Raw genomic sequence first — 18,856 nt, 5'->3', positions numbered from 1 at the left:
AAACCAATTCAACGCTCCAAGGGAGTATCAGCATGTTCCGGTGGCTTGCCCAGGGTCTGGGAAACGTAAGCGTTAATCGCAAACTTGGCTTCGGCTTCGGCCTGGTGCTGTTCCTCACCTTGATGATCGCGTTCACCGGCTGGTCCGGCCTGGGCAATGTCATCAGCCGGGGCGACAAGCTGGGGTTCATTGCCAGCCTGAACGACCTGAGCAAGGACCTGGACCTCGCCAGCATCGACTACAACACCTCGCGCGGCGAAAAAGGTCCGCAACAGGTCAACGACCTGCTCGGCAAGCTCGAAGCCGGGTTGAAGACAGCTCGCGAGATGATCGAACAGCCTGACGACGTGGCGTTGATCGACAAGCAACTGGCCGCCGTCGCCGAATACAAAAGCGCCTTCGCCCAGATGACCAGCGCCACCGTCAGCCGCGAAGATGCCCGCGGCAAGCTGGGCGCCAGTGCCGATAACACCGTGGCCCGCGTCGCCGAAGTGGAGAAAGCGCTGCTACAGGGCGGCGACATCACCCAGTTCAACAGCGTGGTGACCTTGAGCAAGGCGATTCAACAGGCACGCTATCAGGTTCGCGGTTACACCTACAGCGGCAAAAGCGAGGCCCAACAGCCGGCCATCGATGCAATTACCGATGTCCTGAAACTGCTGGCACGCTTGCCAGCCCAGTTGCCTGAGGAACACGCCGACAGGCTCCAGCAGGCCAGCGACTCGATGAACATCTACCGGGCGGCAGTCAGCCAGTTCCGTGACTCCCAACTTGATAACGGTGCCGCTCTGCAGCGTATGAGCGAGCAAGGCCAGGTCCTAATCGACTCCAGCCAGAAGCTCACCGCGTCCCAGACGGCCGTGCGCGACCACGACACCGCCCAGGCCAAGACCGTTCTGATCGCAGCCGCCGCACTGGCGCTGCTGTTCGGTGTGATCGCCGCCTTGCTCATTACCCGGCAGATCGTCGGCCCGCTGGATGAGACCCTGAAGGTGGCAGAACGCGTCGCCGCGGGCGATCTTACCCACAACCTGACGTCCGAACGCCGTGACGAACTCGGTCAATTGCAACGCGCCATGCAACGCATGACCGTTGGCTTGCGGCAGTTGATCGGCGGCATCGGTGAAGGCGTTACCCAGATCGCCAGCGCTGCTGAACAACTCTCGGCGGTGACCGAACAGACCAGCGCCGGGGTCAACAGCCAAAAGATCGAGACCGATCAGGTCGCCACCGCCATGCACGAAATGACCGCCACCGTGCAGGAAGTGGCGCGCAACGCCGAGGAAGCCTCCGAAGCCGCCGTCGCCGCCGACCAACAGGCCCGCGAAGGTGACAAAGTCGTCGGCGAAGCCATCGCCCAGATCGAGCGCCTGGCACGGGAAGTGGGCAACTCCACCGCCGCCATGGGTGACTTGAAGCGCGAAAGCGACAAGATCGGCAGCGTCCTGGACGTGATCAAGTCGGTGGCCCAGCAAACCAACCTGCTGGCCCTCAACGCGGCCATCGAGGCAGCCCGAGCCGGTGAAGCCGGGCGCGGCTTCGCCGTGGTGGCCGACGAAGTTCGCAGCCTGGCCCAGCGCACCCAGAAGTCCACCGAGGAAATCGAAGAACTGATCGTCGGCCTGCAAGCGGGTACCGAACAGGTCGCGACCATCATGGACAACAGCCGCAGCCTGACCGACAGCAGCGTCGAACTGACCCGCCGCGCCGGCGGCTCGCTGGAAAACATCACTCGCACGGTGTCGGCGATCCAGTCGATGAACCAGCAGATCGCAGCGGCGGCAGAGCAGCAGAGTGCGGTGGCGGAGGAGATCAACCGTAGCGTGTTGAATGTGCGAGATGTGTCAGAGCAGACGGCTTCGTCCAGTGAAGAGACTGCCGCCTCCAGTGCCGAACTGGCGCGGCTGGGGGTTCATTTGCAAACATTGGTGGGGCGGTTCAGGGTTTGATGCTTGAGCACAACTGACACCGTGGCGAGGGAGCTTGCTCCCGCTGGGTGACGCAGTCGCCCCCTTTAGGACTGTGCGGGTTTATCCATTGCTGCGGTAACGGCTGCTGATGGCTCTGCGTCCGACCATCGCCTTGCAGACGCCCCACACCTGTGGGAGCGAGCCTGCTCGCGAAGGCAGTGCCACGGTTGATGAAGATGTCGGATCTGCCGGCCTCTTCGCGAGCAGGCTCGCTCCCACAATGCCTCTGCGTTCAACCACTATTTTGTAGGCGACACAAAACACCTGTGGGAGCGAGCCTGCTCGCGAAGGCGGTGCCACGGTTGATGAAGATGTCGGATCTGGCGGCCTCTTCGCGAGCAGGCTCGCTCCCACAATGGGTTGGAATAAAGCCAAAGAAACAGGTCGGCTATAAGGCCGCCTCGGCATGGCATGGTCATCCGAAAACCGACCCTGCCAGTTAAAAACTGTTACCTATGTGAGTGAACTGATTTGTAACCTATGTGGTTGACTCATACCGCAAAGCCTTTTGGTTACTTTTTTAGCGTTTGAAAAAAGTGAGCCGCCGTAAGGGCGAAACCCTAAGCAGCCGTTACCGCAGCAAAGGATATGTACCCGGCCAACAAACCTGGCCGGCTGCAAGGCCGCCATCGCGAGCAAGCTCGCTCCCACATTGGAATCAGCGTACCGCCGTGAGAATAAGGTCGGCTGCCAGGCCGCCTTGCTTTTGATCTTGATCTTGATCTGAGGCGCCCCGTTAACCACGCTGGCCGAACGCAGGCATTGCGCAGTGGGCATCCCGGCATGGATGCCGGGATAGCCGCGCTGGGCCAGGGACGGCCCTCCGCGGCGGGCCCACGGAGCAATGCCGGAGTGAGGGCACACCGAGCCTCGGCGAGGTGCCGAGTGGTGGGGCAAAGCCTTTTTTGCTTACTTTTTTTGGCGTCTGAAAAAAAGTGAGTCGCCGTAAGGGCGAAACCATAAGCCGCCGTGACCTAAATAACGGATATACACACAAAATTATCTGCATCTAACAATCGGTCAGCTCAAGGCTACGACGTCTTGCTCCTTTGCCTACAACGACACCAGAACCCGCCGACTTGTGCGCCTTGGCCTTGGGTTCTACTGTTTTCAGGTACCTGTCGGTTCAACGACCGGGTTTAGCAGCTCGGCACATATCAAGGCACGCAGGTCGGGAGCAAGCTCCCTCGCCACAAGAGCGAACCATCGATAAAAATGCGCCCAACAAAAAGCCCCGCTTCTTCTCAGAAGCGGGGCTTTTTGTGTATCAGGCCAGTTGAGGCTGCGCGCCCACCGGTTGAAGCGGCAGCAACGGTGCATGGGGATCGGCCTTGACCGATTCACGCCACGCCGCCAGCCACTCGGGATGCGCCTCGCTCCAGACCTGCTCATGCAGGCGGGACAGGGCCACCGGATCGCTCAGCAGCGCCAATCGCTCGGCGTTGTTGAGCCCGGCCGGGCCGACCTTCAAGGCATGACGGACGCGCTCGACGCGCAGCCATTCGATCGGCTCGGCCTTGCCGTGACGGGAGGTAGCCAATGCGTACGCCAGGGCGTTCTGTCGCGGATCGACCACCGCCCGGATGAAGCCGTCGTTCAGCGCGTGCCAACGGTTTTCATGGGTGTACTGGTCAGTCGACAGCAGTTCCTGTGGCGGCGCGTATTCCTCGGGAATCAGGAACAGGCTTTCATCACGGGACTTCAAGCCCAGGCCCACGCGGCTGGAGATCACCGAAACCGGGATCGACAACATCAGCGAGCCGACAATCGGCACGAGCCACCATAGGAAGCTCGGGTTCAGCCAGATCACCAGCAAGGCCCAGAAGAAGCCCAGCAGGGTCTGCGGTCCGTGGCGCTTGATGGCTTCGCTCCAAGGCGTGGAGTCATCGTCACGCTTGGGCGAGTTCCAGGTCGCGGCCCAGCCCAGGAAGGCGGCCAGCACGAAACGGGTATGGAAGATCATGCGCACCGGCGCCAACAGCATGGAGAACAGCATTTCCAGCAGCATCGACATCGTGACCTTGAACTTGCCGCCGAACTCCTTCGCGCCTTTCGCCCAGATCAACACGATGCTCAAGAGCTTGGGCAGGAACAGCAGCACGATGGTGGTCGAGAACAGCGCGATGGCTTTTTCCGGATGCCATTGTGGCCACAGCGGATACAACTGACGCGGCTCAAGGAAGTACTGCGGTTCCATCAGTGTGTTCACCGCCAGCAGCGCGGTGGACAGCACCAGGAAGAAGAACCACAGCGGTGCCGACAGGTAGGACATCACCCCGGTCAGGAACACCGCACGGTGCACCGGGTGCATGCCCTTGACCAGGAACAGCCGGAAGTTCATCAGGTTGCCGTGGCACCAGCGACGGTCACGCTTGAGTTCATCCAGCAGGTTCGGTGGCAGCTCTTCGTAGCTGCCCGGCAGGTCATAGGCAATCCACACGCCCCAGCCGGCACGGCGCATCAGCGCAGCTTCAACAAAGTCGTGGGAGAGGATCGCACCGGAGAAGGCACCTTTACCGGGCAACGGCGCCAGGGCGCAGTGGTCGATAAACGGCTTCATGCGGATGATCGCGTTGTGGCCCCAGTAGTGCGACTCGCCCAGCTGCCAGAAGTGCAGGCCGGCGGTGAACAGCGGACCGTAGACCCGTGTGGCGAACTGCTGCATGCGCGCATACAGCGTGTCCATGCCCGAGGCACGCGGTGCGGTCTGGATGATGCCTGCGTCCGGCGTGGCCTCCATCAGGCGCACCAGGCTGGTCAGGCATTCGCCGCTCATGACACTGTCGGCGTCGAGCACGACCATGTACTTGTAGTCGCTGCCCCAGCGACGACAGAAGTCGTCGAGGTTGCCGCTCTTGCGTTTCACGCGGCGACGGCGGCGACGATAGAAGATCTTGCCGAAGCCCCCGGTTTCACGGCAGACATCCAGCCAGGCCTGCTGCTCGGCGACGCAGATATCGGTTTCGTTACTGTCGCTGAGCACGAAGAAGTCGAAGCGGTCCAGGTCACCCGTGGCCGCGACCGACTCGAACGTGGCGCGCAGACCGGCGAATACCCGTGGCACGTCCTCGTTACAGATCGGCATCACCAGGGCGGTGCGGGCATCCTTGGGAATTGGCTCGTTACCGGCGCTGGCACCGGAAATGCGGTACTTGTCATGCCCGGTGAGCAGTTCGAGGAATCCCATCAGCGCGGTCCAGAAACCGGCCGAGACCCAGCAGAACAGGATCCCGAAGAGGATCAGGATGCTGGTTTGCAGCGCGTATGGCAGCACTTGCGTGGCCGTCTGCAGCAGCGGCTGATGCAGCACTTCATCCAGGTCCACCAGCGACCAGCCCTGGTACGGCATGATGCCTTTCATGTACCAGCCGGCCACGATGGTCTGGCCGAGCATCAGGATCAACAGGATGTAGCGACGGATCGAACCCACGGTACGCCAGCGCGCATGCGGCAAGACGCGCTCGTCCTTGGGCGGCTTCGGCGGGTTGGTGCGACCGGTCAGGCGGCGCCAGGCGCGTACCAGGATGTTGGTGCGCCATGGCTCCGGCACGACCTTGGTCCGGCGAATCGGCGGAGTAGCCTTCAGGCATACACGGCCACTGGAATCGAGGGCCAGCATTTCGGCGTCCTCGAGCTCCTCGGCAGTGCTGAGCGCCAGGCGACGGCCCACCGAGGCTTGGGCTGCCTCGTCGGGCGCATCGAACGTCGACGAAGCCAGGCGTTCATGCAATTCGCTGAAGGACTTGCAGCCCGCCAGTTCGGCGCGCTGCTCGTCGGTCATCGGCAAATGGGCCAGATACTCGCTCAGAGACACTGGCTGTACGGAAGTATTACTCATCGGCAGGCAACTGATAGCTCCAGGTCTCGGTCAGGACTTGTTCAGTCTGCTCCGGTTCCTGCGGGGTTGGGGTCGGCTCGGCGGCGGCGGTGGACGCCTTGACGGCCTTGGCTTCCTGCTGCTCGCCGGCCTGTTCGTTGGCTTTCTCTTTCTCGCTCTGCTGCTTGGCGACCTTGTCGGCCTTGGCCAGCGTGGTCACGGAATGCGAGGTAGCCGGCAGCTCTACAGGAACCAGCGGCCGGACCAACGCGGCACGCATCTCGGTCGCCTTGCCCGGATCCTTGATCTTCAGGCGCAACGTCAGGCGCCAGCCCTTGGTTTCAGGGTTGTAGCGCACGCTGTTCTCGACGATTTCGCCGTTGTCACCCACGCTCACCTGGCTACGCACCTCGGCGTCTTCAGGCAGGGCTTGCAGGGACGGGCCTTCGAAATCGACCAGGTAGGCCACGCTGCCATCCGGCTGGCGAATCAGGTTGGACTGCTTCACGTCACCCGTGGAACGCAGGGTCTGCTTGACCCAGGCGCTGTCTGGCGAGTGCAGGCTGGCTTCATCGAGTGTCCAGTGAAGGCGATAGGCGAAGTCCAGTGGCTGGCCTGGCTCAGGCAGTTTTTCCGGGCTCCAGAACGCAACGATATTGTCGTTGGTTTCGTCGGCGGTCGGGATCTCGACGAGGTCTACGGTACCCTTGCCCCAGTCGCCTTTCGGTTCGATCCAGGCGCTTGGACGTTTTTCGTAGCGGTCGTCCAGGTCTTCGTAGTGGCTGAAGTCACGACCACGTTGCAGCAGGCCAAAACCACGCGGGTTTTCTACCGAGAAGTTGCTCACGGCCAGGTGTTTCGGGTTGTTCAGCGGACGCCAGATCCACTCGCCGTTGCCGGCATGGATGGACAGGCCGCTGGAGTCGTGGAGCTCGCGACGGTAGTTCAAGACCTTGGACGGCTGATTCGCGCCGAACAGGAACATGCTGGTCAACGGGGCGATGCCCAGCTTGTTGACGCGATCACGCAGGAAAACACGCGATTTGACGTCAACGACGGTATCGGTGCCTGGGCGCACAGTCAGGCGATAAGCGCCGGTGGCCCGTGGCGAATCGAGCAAGGCGAAGATCACCAGGTGCTTGTCGGTCGGCTTCGGACGCTGGATCCAGAACTCACGAAAACGAGGGAACTCTTCACCCGATGGCAATGCGGTATCGATCGCCATGCCGCGAGCGGACAAGCCATAAACCTGGCCCTTGCCGATGACGCGGAAGTAGCTGGCGCCGAGCATGGTCATGATTTCGTCTTGCTTGTCGGCCTTGTTGATCGGGTACAACACGCGGAAACCCGCGTACCCCAATTGTTCGGTGGCCTTCGGATCGAACTTCACATCACCGAAATCGAAGCGTGTCGGGTCGTATTTGATCTCTTCGACGGTGGTCGCGGTGATTTCATTGATCTTCACCGGTGTGTCGAAATGCATGCCTTGGTGATAGAAGGACAGCCTGAACGGTGTCTTCTGGTCGGCCCATTCAGCTTTTTCGGTGCGGAAACGGATTTTCTGATAATCGGCGAATTTCATTTCGCGGAATTCGTTCGGCAGGTTGCTGCGCGGGGCTTCGAATTTCTGCCCGGCCAGTTCTTGTGCCTTCGCCGATACATCATCCAGGCTGAATGCCCACAGTTGGCCCGCGCCAAACAGGCACAGCAGGGCCGAGCCCGCTACCAGAGCGTTTCTAAACCGTTTGGCAGTCATTTTTGGTGCATTACAGGGACTAACAATCACGAGCAACCCTCGCCGAAAACAGATCAAAAAACCAACGGCCAGATAAAGTATCTGCACGGTAACGGCGCTGAAAAACCGCTCCTGCGGACCACTCTTGCCAAGTTGGCGAGCATTGTTCCGACTCCGATGGGACAAAATGATTCCCCAAACGGTTCAGGACAAGTCTCTACCTAAGTCAAATGGACCGGCGAACGCCGATCCCCCGTAGCGCGCGATTATCTAGTAGGCCGCGTGACAACGCATCAGGGCTAGCAAAGTATTTATCGAGAAAACTCCCTGTTTTGACTCGAAACCGGACCGAAAAGATGTTTCAAACGCTTTCAGACCTGTAACAGAAAGGTTACCGGGCCATCATTGACCAGATGCACTTGCATGTCGGCGCCGAATCTACCTGATGCCACGGTGCCATGCACCTGTTTCGCCTGGGTCAGCAGATAGTTGTACAACTCTTCGCCAAGGACCGGCGGCGCGGCGGTTGAAAAGCTCGGGCGCAGACCGCTTTTGGTGTCCGCCGCCAGGGTGAACTGCGAGACCAGCAGCAAACCACCCGCGACGTCCGCCAGGGACAGGTTCATCTTGCCGTCGGCGTCGCTGAACACCCGATAGTTAAGCAGCTTGTGCAGGAGTTTGTCGGCACTGGCCCGGGTATCCCCAGGCTCGACGGCTACCAGCACCAGCAAGCCATGGTCCACCGCCCCGACAATCTCGCCCGCGACTTCGACCCGGGCGCCACGAACCCTCTGCAGCAACCCCTTCATGCTTCTTCAGGTGGCAGGTCGAGCAGGCGGCGGGCCATTTGCGCGGCGGCGCGCACCAACGCGTCGGTAATCCCTGGTTCCGAAGCGGCGTGGCCGGCGTCACGGATCACCTGCAACTCGCTGTTGGGCCAGTTCTGGTGCAGCTCCCAGGCATTGTCCAATGGGCAGATCACGTCGTAGCGACCATGCACGATGACGCCCGGCAAATGGGCGATCTTGCCCATGTCGCGAATCAACTGGTTGGGTTCGAGAAAGGCGTTGTTGGTGAAGTAGTGGCATTCGATCCGGGCGATCGACAGCGCTCGCTGCGGCTCGGAGAAACGATCGACCACCAGCGGGTTCGGGCGCAGGGTTGCGGTGCGCCCCTCCCAGGTGGACCAGGCCTTGGCCGCGTGCATCTGGGCGATCTGGTCGTTGCCGGTCAGGCGTTTGTGGAACGCGCTGAGCAGATCGTCGCGCTCATCCAGGGGGATCGGCGCGATGTAATCCTGCCAGTAATCGGGAAACAGGCGACTGGCCCCGGCCTGGTAGAACCATTCGATTTCCTGCGGACGGCAGAGAAAGATCCCACGCAAGATCAGGCCATGTACCCGCTCCGGATGAGTCTGAGCGTAGGCCAGGGCCAGGGTCGAGCCCCAGGAGCCGCCGAACAGCACCCACTTTTCGATGCCCAGGTGCTTGCGGATGCGCTCCAGGTCTTCGACGAGGTCCCAGGTGGTGTTGTTTTCCAGGCTCGCGTGAGGCGTGGAACGGCCGCAGCCGCGCTGGTCGAACGTAACGATGCGGTACAGGTTTGGATCGAAGTAGCGACGGCTTTGCGCATCGCAACCCGCCCCCGGGCCACCGTGGATGAACACGACAGGCAGGCCTTCCGGCGAGCCGCTTTCATCGACATAGAGCGTGTGGGTGTCATCGACAGCCAGATCGTGCCGGGCATGGGGTTTGATCTGCGGGTACAAAGTCTGCATTGCGCGCTCCGTAAGGGGTCGAGTCATCCGTGTGGGGACTTCTATTTAGTCTGCCGTCCGGCATCATAAACCCGAATTACCTTAATGAGCATGCCCTGCGGCATTCAAAGCGTGTCGGCCAGGTAGGCCAGTAGCCTGCGATATAGCTGATCGACCTCCGGCACCTGGCCCCGCGCGCGCAGGCAACCGTGGACCAGACCCTCGCCGTTGTACAACTCAGAGGCTACCCCTGCGGCGCTGATGCGCTCGTTATAGAGGACGCCATCGTCGCGCAGCGGATCCCATTGCGCCACGGCAACCAGCGTCGCGGGCAGGCCGCTGAAATCCTCGGCGAGCAATGGCGCGGCGTAGGCTGAGGGCTGGGTACCACGCAGGTACCACGCGTCATAGCGTTGCAGGTCACTGCGGCTCAAGAGCGGCGCGTCGAAACATTCGGTGCGCGACGGTAAATGGTCGGGACCACCAAGCGCCGGGTAGATCAGCACCTGGGACCGGGGCAGAGGCTGCCCTGCATCGCGCAAGGCCAGGCACACCGCAGCGGCGAGGTTGCCGCCAGCGCTGTCGCCCACCACGGCCCCGCGCCGAGGGTTGATGGCAAACGGCAGGTCCCCCAGGTGGCGCCACACGGTGAGGCAATCTTCGAACCCAGCGGGAAACGGATGCTCGGGGGCAAGCCGGTAATCCACCGCCACCACCAACACGCCGAGGGCCGCGGCCAGTTCCATGCAAATGAAATCATGGGAATCCAGGTCCCCTACCACCCAACCGCCACCGTGCAGATAAAGAATGCACGGCCACCCGGCGAGCGGCGGCGAAGTACGCAGGTGATAGGCCCGGACAGCGACGCCAGCCAGGTGCAGATCCTCGACCGCAAGCGTTGATGGGCGCGGCGGGGTGAATGCCCGGCACATCCGGCTGTAAGCCTGGCGCGAGCCGGCGAGGCTGTCATCCGGGCTGGTGAAGCTCAGGGTCTTGTCGATGAAGGCGGACATTGCCTGGGAGAGTGGGTAGGCCATTGTGGTTCGCCGTGGACGCTACGGTTTAGCCCGAAAGCTTTTGTGGCGGGGGTTATCAGCGCCCGCAAGACTGGGTCAATTCTTGAGACTGGCCTGCACCGCCGCGATGCCATCCTTGCCATCGAAGCTGGTCACGCCGACGAGCCAGCGCTGCAGGTCCTCCGGGTGCTCGCGCAACCATTGCCGCGCGACGTCCTGGGGCGTCTTGCGTTCCATGATCGGCACCATCAACTGGCTCTCCTGGGCGGCGGTAAACGTGAGGTTCTCCAGCAGCCGCTGCACGTTCGGACACCGCTGTGCGTAGTCCGGCGCGGTGACGATGGAGACCGTCGCGGCGCCTTCGTTGGGGCCATAGACATCTTCGCTGCCGGTCAGGTAAGCGATGTTCATGTTGATGTTCATCGGGTGTGGGGTCCAGCCGACAAAGACCACGAATTCCTTGCGATTGACTGCCCGCTGCACCGCCGCCAGCATCCCGGCCTCGCCGGACTCGATCAGCTTGAAATCCTTGAGACCGAAGTGATTGGTCTCGATCATGGTCTTGATGGTGGTATTGGCGCCGCTGCCCGGCTCGATGCCGTAGATTTTCGCCCCCAACTGGTCCTTGAACCGAGCGATGTCGGCGAAGGTCTTGAGCCCCGCCGCCGCCACGTAGTCGGGAACGGCCAGGGTCGCCTGGGCGTCGGCCAGGCTTGGTTTGTCCAGTACTTTCACTTGATTGGCCGCCAGGAACGGCGCGATGTTCTTGTCCATCGCCGGTTTCCAGTAGCCGAGGAAAATGTCGAGCCGCTTGTCGCGGATGCCGGCGAAGATGATCTGCTGCACGGCGCTGGTCTGCTTGCTTTCGTAGCCCAGGCCGGTGAGCAGCACGTCAGCCATGCCACTGGTGGCGATCACGTCGGTCCAGTTGACCACGCCCATGCGCACGGTCTGGCAGGACGCTGCCTCGGCAGCCATCGCGCCGGAGCTCAACAGGACGGTACCGCAGAGGATCGATAGACAGCGTTTGAACGGTCTTTTCATCGGAAAGGTCTCGTGCGGCAGCGGGTTATTGTAGGCCGGTGTCTTGGTGCACCGTGCCTGGAACATTACGCAGCGTCGAGGGGCTGAAGATGAACTGTGGCGACGCGGTTTTGCACGGTGGCGACAGCTTGAGCAGCATGGATGCTCTTGTGGGGAGGGAGCTTGCTCCCGCTCGGTTGCGTAGCGACCGCAAAAAAGCGAGGGCGGCTTCGCCACCCAGCGGGAGCAAGCTCCCTCGCCACAACAGCCGCCTCACCTCGAATTAGCGTTTGTAGGCTTTTTGTCCCCACGCCAGGAAACCTTCCAGCAACTCCCAGAGCACCACCTGGGTCGGCGCCGCCAGGTCCGGGCGGTAGTTGAATGGCTCGAACTCTTCCATGTAGGTGCTCTGGCACAGTTCCAGTTGCACCGCGTGGATGTCCTCGGCCGGGTTGCCGTAGTGCCGGGTGATGTGTCCGCCCTTGAAGCGCCCGTTGAGCACATGGGTGAACTGGCCGTGGCGGGCGCAGATGGCTTCGAGCTGGCTGGCCAGGGCCGGGTCGCAACTGGCGCCGTTGAACGTGCCGAGATTGAAGTCCGGCAGCTTGCCGTCGAACAGGTGCGGGATCACCGAACGGATCGAGTGGGCATCGAACAGCAAGGCATAGCCGAACTCGGCCTTGAGCCGCGCCAGTTCCTGTTGCAGGGCCTGATGGTAGGGCATCCAGATCTGCTGCAAGTACGTGGCACGCTCATCAGCCGACGGCGCCAGGCCTTCGCGAAACAACGGCACGCCATCGAACAGCGTTGCCGGGTACAGGCCAGTGGTGGCGCCGACGTACATCGGTTTGTCATCAGAAGGACGGTTCAGGTCGACGACGAACCGCGAATATTCGGCCGCCAGGGTGCTGGCGCCCAGCTCATCGGCGAAATCATACAGCCGCGGAATATGCCAATCGGTGTCCGGCAGGCTCTGGGCCTCGGGGATCAACCCGGCCTCTACCGCCGGCGTCAGGCGCAGGCCGGCGTGAGGCATGCTGATCAACAGCGGCACGCGCCCTTGCTTGAAATTCAGGACCTTCTCCACAACCGTTCTCCTCAATCGATTTCCACGCCGTGGCGCACGACGCGTTTTTCCAGATCGCCGCCGAGCCAGTACGACAGATCGGCCGGGCGATCGATGTGCCAGGCGACAAAATCCGCCACCTTGCCGGCTTCCAGCGAGCCGTGGGTCTGGGCCATGCCCAGGGCCTGGGCGGCATGAATCGTTGCTCCCGCCAGTGCTTCTTCCGGGGTCAGGCGCAGGCAGGTGCAGGCCATGTTCAACATCAGGCGCAACGACAGCGCGGGCGAGGTGCCGGGGTTGAGGTCACTGGCGACGGCGATTTTCACGCCGTGCTTGCGCAGGGCATCCATGGGCGGCAACTGGGTTTCTCGCAGGAAATAAAATGCCCCCGGCAGCAGCACCGCTACGGTGCCAGACTCGGCCATGGCCTTGGCGTCATCCTCGGTCATGAACTCCAGGTGATCGGCCGACAGCGCCTGATACCGCGCCGCCAGGCTGGAACCATGCAAGGACGACAGTTGCTCGGCGTGCAGCTTTACCGGCAGGCCCAATCGCTGCGCGGTCAAGAACACCCGTTCGACCTGCTCGGGAGAAAACGCCAGGTACTCGCAGAACGCATCCACCGCGTCCACCAGCCCCTCGGCGGCCAACGCCGGGAGCATTTCGGCGCAGATGTGTTCGATGTAGTCGTCGGCGCGGTCCTTGTATTCCGGCGGCAAGGCGTGGGCCGCCAGGCAAGTGCTGCGCACACTGACCGGCAGTTCGGCGCCGAGGCGGCGGATGACCCGCAACATCTTGCGTTCGCTGGGCAGGTCGAGGCCGTAGCCGGACTTGATTTCCACCGTGGTCACGCCGTCGCGCATCAGGCTTTTCAGGCGTTTTGCGGCGCTGGCGAACAGCTCGTCCTCGCTGGCGGCGCGGGTCGCGCGCACGGTGCTGGCGATGCCGCCGCCGGCCGCGGCGATGTCGGCGTAGCTGACGCCTTGCAGGCGCTGTTCGAATTCACCGCTGCGGTTGCCGCCGAACACCGCGTGGGTGTGGCAATCGATCAGGCCCGGGGTGACCCAGGCGCCCTTCAGGTCGTTGACTGCCGGGTAGTCGCCCACCGGCAATTCGGCACGGGGGCCGATCCATTGGATGTGCTCGCCTTGGGTGACAATGGCGGCGTCTTCGATAATCGAGTAGACGCCCTGGGCCATGGTGGCGGCGTGGCAGTTTTGCCAGAGGGTTTTCATCCCGGTTTCCTCGTCGCATTCAAAATCGATTCGCGAGCAGGCTCGCTCCCACAGAAGTTGCGCAGAATCTGAGGGAGCGCCATCCATGTGGGAGAAGCTGCGCAGAATCTGAGGGAACGCCATACATGTGGGAGCGAGCCTGCTCGCGAAGGGGCCATCAAAGGCTCGGCAACAACTGCGCCGTGACCAGCTCGTTCAGACACCGACTCGCCAACAGCTCACTGGCCGCGTTGATGTCCGGCGCAAAGAACCGGTCCTTCTCGTAAAACGGTACTTCTGCACGCAGCAGCGCCCGGGCCTGTTCCAGTTTGGCCGAGGTTTTCAAACCACCGCGCAAATCCAGCCCCTGGCACGCCGCCAGCCATTCCACCGCGAGAATCCCACGGGTGTTCTCGGCCATTTCCCACAAGCGCTTGCCGGCGGCCGGGGCCATGGAGACGTGGTCTTCCTGGTTCGCCGAGGTCGGCAGGCTGTCCACCGAATGAGGATGGGACAGCGCCTTGTTTTCACTGGCCAGGGCCGCAGCGGTAACCTGAGCGATCATGAAGCCGGAGTTGACCCCGCCATTGGCCACCAGGAACGGCGGCAGCTGCGACATGTGCTTGTCCATCATCAACGAAATGCGCCGCTCGCTCAGGGAGCCGATCTCGGCGATCGCCAGGGCCATGTTATCGGCGGCCATCGCCACCGGTTCGGCGTGGAAGTTACCGCCGGAGATCACGTCGCCCTCGGTGGCGAACACCAGCGGGTTATCCGACACAGCGTTGGCTTCGATCACCAGCACCTCGGCGGCCTGGCGGAACTGGGTCAGGCAGGCGCCCATCACTTGCGGCTGGCAACGCAGGGAGTACGGGTCCTGGACCTTGTCGCAGTTCTGGTGCGAATCCGACACTTCGCTGCGCTCGCCCAACAGGTCGCGATAGGCCGCGGCGGCATCGATCTGGCCTTTCTGGCCGCGAGCCGCATGGATGCGCGCATCGAATGGCGAGCGCGAGCCAAGCACCGCTTCCACCGTGAGGCTGCCCAGGGCCAGGGCAGCGGCAAACAGGTCTTCGCCTTCGAACAGGCCGCGCAAGGCAAACGCGGTGGACACCTGGGTGCCATTGAGCAACGCCAGACCTTCCTTGGCGGCCAGGGTCAGCGGCGCGAGGCCGGCGACTTTCAGGGCGTCGACAGCCGGCAGCCATTCGCCTTTATAACGGGCCTTGCCCTCGCCCAGCAGCACCAGGGACATGTGGGCCAGAGGCGCCAGGTCACCGGATGCGCCCACCGAACCTTTCAGCGGAATGTGCGGGTAGACCTCGGCGTTGATCAGTGCGATCAGCGCATCAATCACCTGCCGGCGAATGCCGGAGAAACCCCGGCTCAGGCTGTTGACCTTGAGCACCATGATCAACCGCACCAGCGCATCGCTGATCGGCTCGCCGACTCCGGCGGCATGGGACAGCACCAAAGAGCGCTGCAGGTTTTCCAGGTCTTCGCTGGCGATGCGGGTCGAGGCCAACAGGCCGAAACCGGTGTTGATGCCGTAGGCGGTGCGATTCTCGGCGAGGATCTGCTCCACGCAGGCAACGCTGGCTTCGATCTGCGCCGATGCGCTGGCGTCGAGGCTGAGCGTCACCGGGTGCTGGTAGATGTCACGCAATTGAGCCAGGCTCAATTGGCCGGGAATCAGGTTCAAGGCAGTCATGTATTGCTCCTTTTGAGAGTTTGTTTTTACCCGCCAGTCGCTCCGGAATGTTCCGTTATCCGTCACCTTCGCCTTTTGGGCGATGCCTTGTGGGCTATAGGTGCCTTGGCACGCTGGCGTTTTTTTTGATCAATTCAAATTCGGTAGAACGTGGTGCAGCACGTTCGGATCTCTGAGCAGCCCGGCGGCGCTGGCGATGTCCGGCGCCAGCCAGCGATCCTGGTCGTAGGCCGGGACGCGCTCGCGCAGCAGCTTCCAGGCGGTGTCGGTGCCAGCGCCAAAACGCTGCGCCTTGAGAAACTCGAAGGCCTGGGCCGCCAACAGGTATTCGATGGCGAGGATCTGCGTACAGTTTTCCAGCGCCCGGTGCAGCTTCAGGGCCGCGTTGGTGCCCATGCTCAAATGGTCTTCCTGCAACCCGGAGGTGACGAAATTGTCGAGCACCGCCGGTTGCGCCAGTTGCTTGTTCTCCGCGCACAGTGACGCGGCGACGTATTGCACGATCATCATCCCCGAATTCACCCCGGGATTGGCCACCAGGAAGGCCGGCAGCCCACTGACGTGCGGGTTGATCAAACGGTCGAGGCGACGCTCGGCGATGGAGCCGATTTCCGCCATGGCGATCGCCAACAGGTCAGCCGCCAGCGCCACCGACTGGCCATGAGGGTTGGCCTGGGACACGACCCGGAAACTGTCCGGCGTCCCCAGCAGCAGAGGGTTATCGGTAGCGGCATTGAGTTCGGTTTCGATCTGCTGCCGGGCATGCTCCAACTGATCACGAGCGGCGCCATGCACTTGCGGAATCGAGCGGATGCTCAAGGCGTCCTGGGTGCGGATGCCCAGGCTCGAAGCGATGACTTCGCTGCCATCGAGCAGCGCCCGCAAGTTACTGCCCACCTGCTGCATGCCGGGGTGCGGCTTGAGCGCGATGATCTCGGCATCGAACGCGGCGATCTGCCCGCGCTGCGCCTCGAAGCTCATGGCACCGATCACATCGGCCCACTGCACCAGGCGCGTCGCATCGGCCAGGGCCAGGCAACTGAGGCCGGTCATGCACGGCGTGCCGTTGACCAGGCACAAACCGTCCTTGGCCCCCAACTGCACCGGTTGCAGACCTTCAGCGGCCAGCGCCTGCTGCGCCGAGACGACCTGCCCGCGATAGCTGACCTCGCCGACGCCCAGCAGCGCGATGCTGATGTGGGCCATGTGGGTCAGGTAACCCACCGAACCCTGGGACGGCACTTGCGGCGTGATGCCGCAATTGAGCAGCGCCAGCAACGCCTCGACCACCCGGCGATGGATGCCTGATTTGCCTTGGCTGTAGTTGAGGATGGCCGCGCAGAGGATCGCCCGGGTCTGCTCATCGGACAGCGCGGGGCCGACGCCACAGGCATGGCTGAGCAAGGTGTTGCGCGACAATTGGCTGAGCTGTTCGTCCTTGAGCGAGACATTGCACAAGGCGCCCAGGCCGGTGTTGACGCCATAGGCCCGTTCACCGCTTTCGACGATGCGCTGGACGATGGCCTGGGCATTGTCGATGCGCGCCCAGGCCTGGGCCGATAGCTCCAGCACAGCGCCGAAGCGGGCGACGGCGACCACGTCCTGCCAGCGCAGCGGGGCGTCGGTGATGATGATTTTTTGAGCCTGGGACATCTTCAACCTCATGCTTGCAACCTGAACATTGATGCAGCTTTGCCGACGCTTTCGCGAGCAGGCTCGCTCCCACAGGAGATTTCCTTTGAACACAACATTTGTGAACAAAAGGAGGCCACATGTGGGAGCGAGCCTGCTCGCGAAGAGGCCAGCCCAGCCACCACAAATCCCTCAAACCACTGCCGCCCGCCGCTGCACAAACCGATCGACATACTCATCCGCCGGCGAGTGCAGGATCTCCCGTGGCGTGCCGACCTGGATCAGCTTGCCGTCCTTGAGAATCGCGATGCGGTTGCCGATGCGCACGGCCTCGTCGAGGTCGTGGGTGATGAAGACAATGGTCTTGTGCAGGGTTTTTTGCAGTTCCAGCAACTGGTCCTGCATTTCCGCGCGGATCAGCGGATCGAGGGCGCTGAACGCCTCGTCCATCAGGATGATGTCGGTATCCGCCGCCAACGCCCGGGCCAGGCCGACGCGCTGGCGCATGCCGCCGGAGAGCTGGTGCGGGTATTTGTTCTCGTAGCCCTTCAGGCCCACGGTGCTGATCCAGTGCAACGCCCGTTCGGCGCAGACCTGCTTGCTTTCGCCGCGCACCTTCAAGCCGTAGGCGACGTTATCCAGCACGCTCTTGTGGGGCAGCAGGCCGAAGCTCTGGAACACCATGCTGATCTTGCGTCGACGAAACTCACGCAAGGCATCCATGTCCAGTTGCAGGATGTCTTCGCCGTCCACCAGGATCGCGCCGCTGGTAGGGTCGATCAACCGGTTGAAGTGGCGAACCAAAGTGGATTTGCCGGAACCGGACAGGCCCATGATCACGAAAATCTCACCGGTGCCGATGCTCAGCGACAGGTCGTTCACGCCGACCACGCAGCCGGTTTCGGCCAGCACCTGGTCCTTGGTCCTGTTCTGGCGGATCAGCTCCAGGGCCTCCTTGGACCGGTTGCCGAAAATCTTGAAGACGTTCCTGACTTCGATCTTGCTGACGGCTGCGTTGCTCATTTGCTCACCTCATGCCGAGGGCGACCATAGGCCTGGGTAATGCGGTCGATGACCACGGCGAGAATCACGATGGCGAGCCCGGCTTCGAGGCCGCGCCCGACGTTGAGGGTCTGGATGCCGACCAGTACGTCTTCGCCCAGGCCACGGGCGCCGATCATCGAGGCGATGACCACCATCGACAGGGCCATCATGGTGGTCTGGTTGATCCCGGCCATGATGCTCGGCAGGGCCAGGGGCAGTTGCACGCCGAACAACTGCTGCCAGCGGTTGGCGCCAAAGGCGTTGATGGCTTCCATGACTTCGCCGTCAACCTGGCGGATGCCCAGGTCGGTCAGGCGGATCAAGGGCGGCGCGGCGTAGATCACCGTGGCGAAGATCGCAGGGACCTTGCCCAGGCCGAACAGCATCAACACCGGAATCAGGTACACGAAGCTTGGCATGGTCTGCATGATGTCCAGCAGGGGCATCAGCACCGAACGCAGGCGATTGCTGCGCGCCGAGAGAATGCCCAGCGGAATCCCGATCAGCACCGAAATCAGCGTCGCGACCAGCATCAGCGCGAGGGTCTGCATCAGTTTGTCCCACAGGCCCACCGCGCCCACCAGGAACAGCAGGCCGACGATTACCGCTGTCGCCACGACCTTGCGGGTGGCATGCCAGGCGACACCGCCGACGATCGCCAGCATCAGCCACCAAGGGGCCATGCGCAGCAGACCTTCAAGGTTGACGATGGCCCACAGCAACGTGTCGGAGATATGCCGGAACACATCGCCATAATTGGTCACCAGGGAGTCGACCCAACCGTTGACCCAGTCGGCGATGGAGAAGGTAAAGCTTTCGGGAAACATAAGAGACTCTCGATCAGGTGGATGCGGTGAACGTCCCGGCCAGCC

At 62.4% G+C, this 18,856-nt stretch carries 13 protein-coding genes; 1 reads left to right on the top strand and 12 read right to left on the bottom strand.

The genetic code is table 11. From position 1 onward, the window contains the following. Positions 1–32: 32 nt before the first annotated feature. Positions 33–1,949, top strand: coding sequence for a methyl-accepting chemotaxis protein (locus tag J3P97_RS01845; RefSeq protein WP_434673352.1), 1,917 nt, complete (start codon positions 33–35; stop codon positions 1,947–1,949). A gap of 1,288 nt (positions 1,950–3,237) precedes the next feature. Here J3P97_RS01845 and mdoH read toward each other — a convergent pair. The 12 genes from mdoH to J3P97_RS01785 form a co-directional block, all read right to left on the bottom strand. Beyond that, positions 3,238–5,808, bottom strand: a complete 2,571-nt coding sequence (gene mdoH / locus J3P97_RS01840; protein ID WP_434570189.1) for a glucans biosynthesis glucosyltransferase MdoH — start codon at positions 5,806–5,808, stop codon at positions 3,238–3,240. Continuing rightward, entirely contained in the window at positions 5,801–7,543 is a 1,743-nt protein-coding gene (locus J3P97_RS01835; protein WP_434602573.1) for a glucan biosynthesis protein G, read from the bottom strand. Before J3P97_RS01835 ends, mdoH begins: the two co-directional genes overlap by 8 nt. Before the next feature lie 350 nt (positions 7,544–7,893). Beyond that, a complete protein-coding gene (gene dtd, locus J3P97_RS01830; RefSeq protein WP_434626480.1) occupies positions 7,894–8,331 on the bottom strand; it encodes a D-aminoacyl-tRNA deacylase in 438 nt (145 codons plus the stop codon). Next, entirely contained in the window at positions 8,328–9,299 is a 972-nt protein-coding gene (gene pip, locus J3P97_RS01825; RefSeq protein ID WP_003196909.1) for a prolyl aminopeptidase, read from the bottom strand. Before pip ends, dtd begins: the two co-directional genes overlap by 4 nt. A gap of 104 nt (positions 9,300–9,403) precedes the next feature. Beyond that, positions 9,404–10,315, bottom strand: coding sequence for an alpha/beta hydrolase (locus J3P97_RS01820; RefSeq protein WP_434673351.1), 912 nt, complete (start codon positions 10,313–10,315; stop codon positions 9,404–9,406). A 75-nt stretch (positions 10,316–10,390) separates the two neighbouring features. Next, the gene (locus J3P97_RS01815; protein WP_434673350.1) at positions 10,391–11,338 is read right to left on the bottom strand and encodes a choline ABC transporter substrate-binding protein; all 948 of its coding nucleotides are present in this window, start codon (positions 11,336–11,338) and stop codon (positions 10,391–10,393) included. Between the two features lie 262 nt (positions 11,339–11,600). Next, positions 11,601–12,404 (bottom strand): N-formylglutamate deformylase, encoded by an 804-nt coding sequence (hutG, locus tag J3P97_RS01810; RefSeq protein ID WP_434673349.1) that lies wholly within the window; start codon positions 12,402–12,404, stop codon positions 11,601–11,603. Between the two features lie 11 nt (positions 12,405–12,415). After that, a complete protein-coding gene (gene hutI, locus J3P97_RS01805; protein WP_434673348.1) occupies positions 12,416–13,618 on the bottom strand; it encodes an imidazolonepropionase in 1,203 nt (400 codons plus the stop codon). 157 nt (positions 13,619–13,775) lie between these two features. Next, complete coding sequence (gene hutH, locus J3P97_RS01800) at positions 13,776–15,308, bottom strand: histidine ammonia-lyase (protein ID WP_434673347.1); 1,533 nt, start codon at positions 15,306–15,308, stop codon at positions 13,776–13,778. 129 nt (positions 15,309–15,437) lie between these two features. Beyond that, positions 15,438–16,961 (bottom strand): histidine ammonia-lyase, encoded by a 1,524-nt coding sequence (gene hutH, locus J3P97_RS01795; protein ID WP_434673346.1) that lies wholly within the window; start codon positions 16,959–16,961, stop codon positions 15,438–15,440. 171 nt (positions 16,962–17,132) lie between these two features. Continuing rightward, complete coding sequence (locus J3P97_RS01790; RefSeq protein ID WP_305497396.1) at positions 17,133–17,963, bottom strand: quaternary amine ABC transporter ATP-binding protein; 831 nt, start codon at positions 17,961–17,963, stop codon at positions 17,133–17,135. Then, the gene (locus J3P97_RS01785) at positions 17,960–18,811 is read right to left on the bottom strand and encodes an ABC transporter permease (protein ID WP_109752006.1); all 852 of its coding nucleotides are present in this window, start codon (positions 18,809–18,811) and stop codon (positions 17,960–17,962) included. The genes J3P97_RS01790 and J3P97_RS01785 overlap by 4 nt, the downstream gene beginning before the upstream one ends. Positions 18,812–18,856: the final 45 nt, after the last annotated feature.

The sequence above is a fragment of the Pseudomonas sp. R1-15 genome (genome assembly GCF_051132085.1).
Lineage (GTDB): Bacteria > Pseudomonadota > Gammaproteobacteria > Pseudomonadales > Pseudomonadaceae > Aquipseudomonas.
Note: the sequence above shows the minus strand (reverse complement) of the source record. Positions and strands in the feature narration are given on the sequence as shown.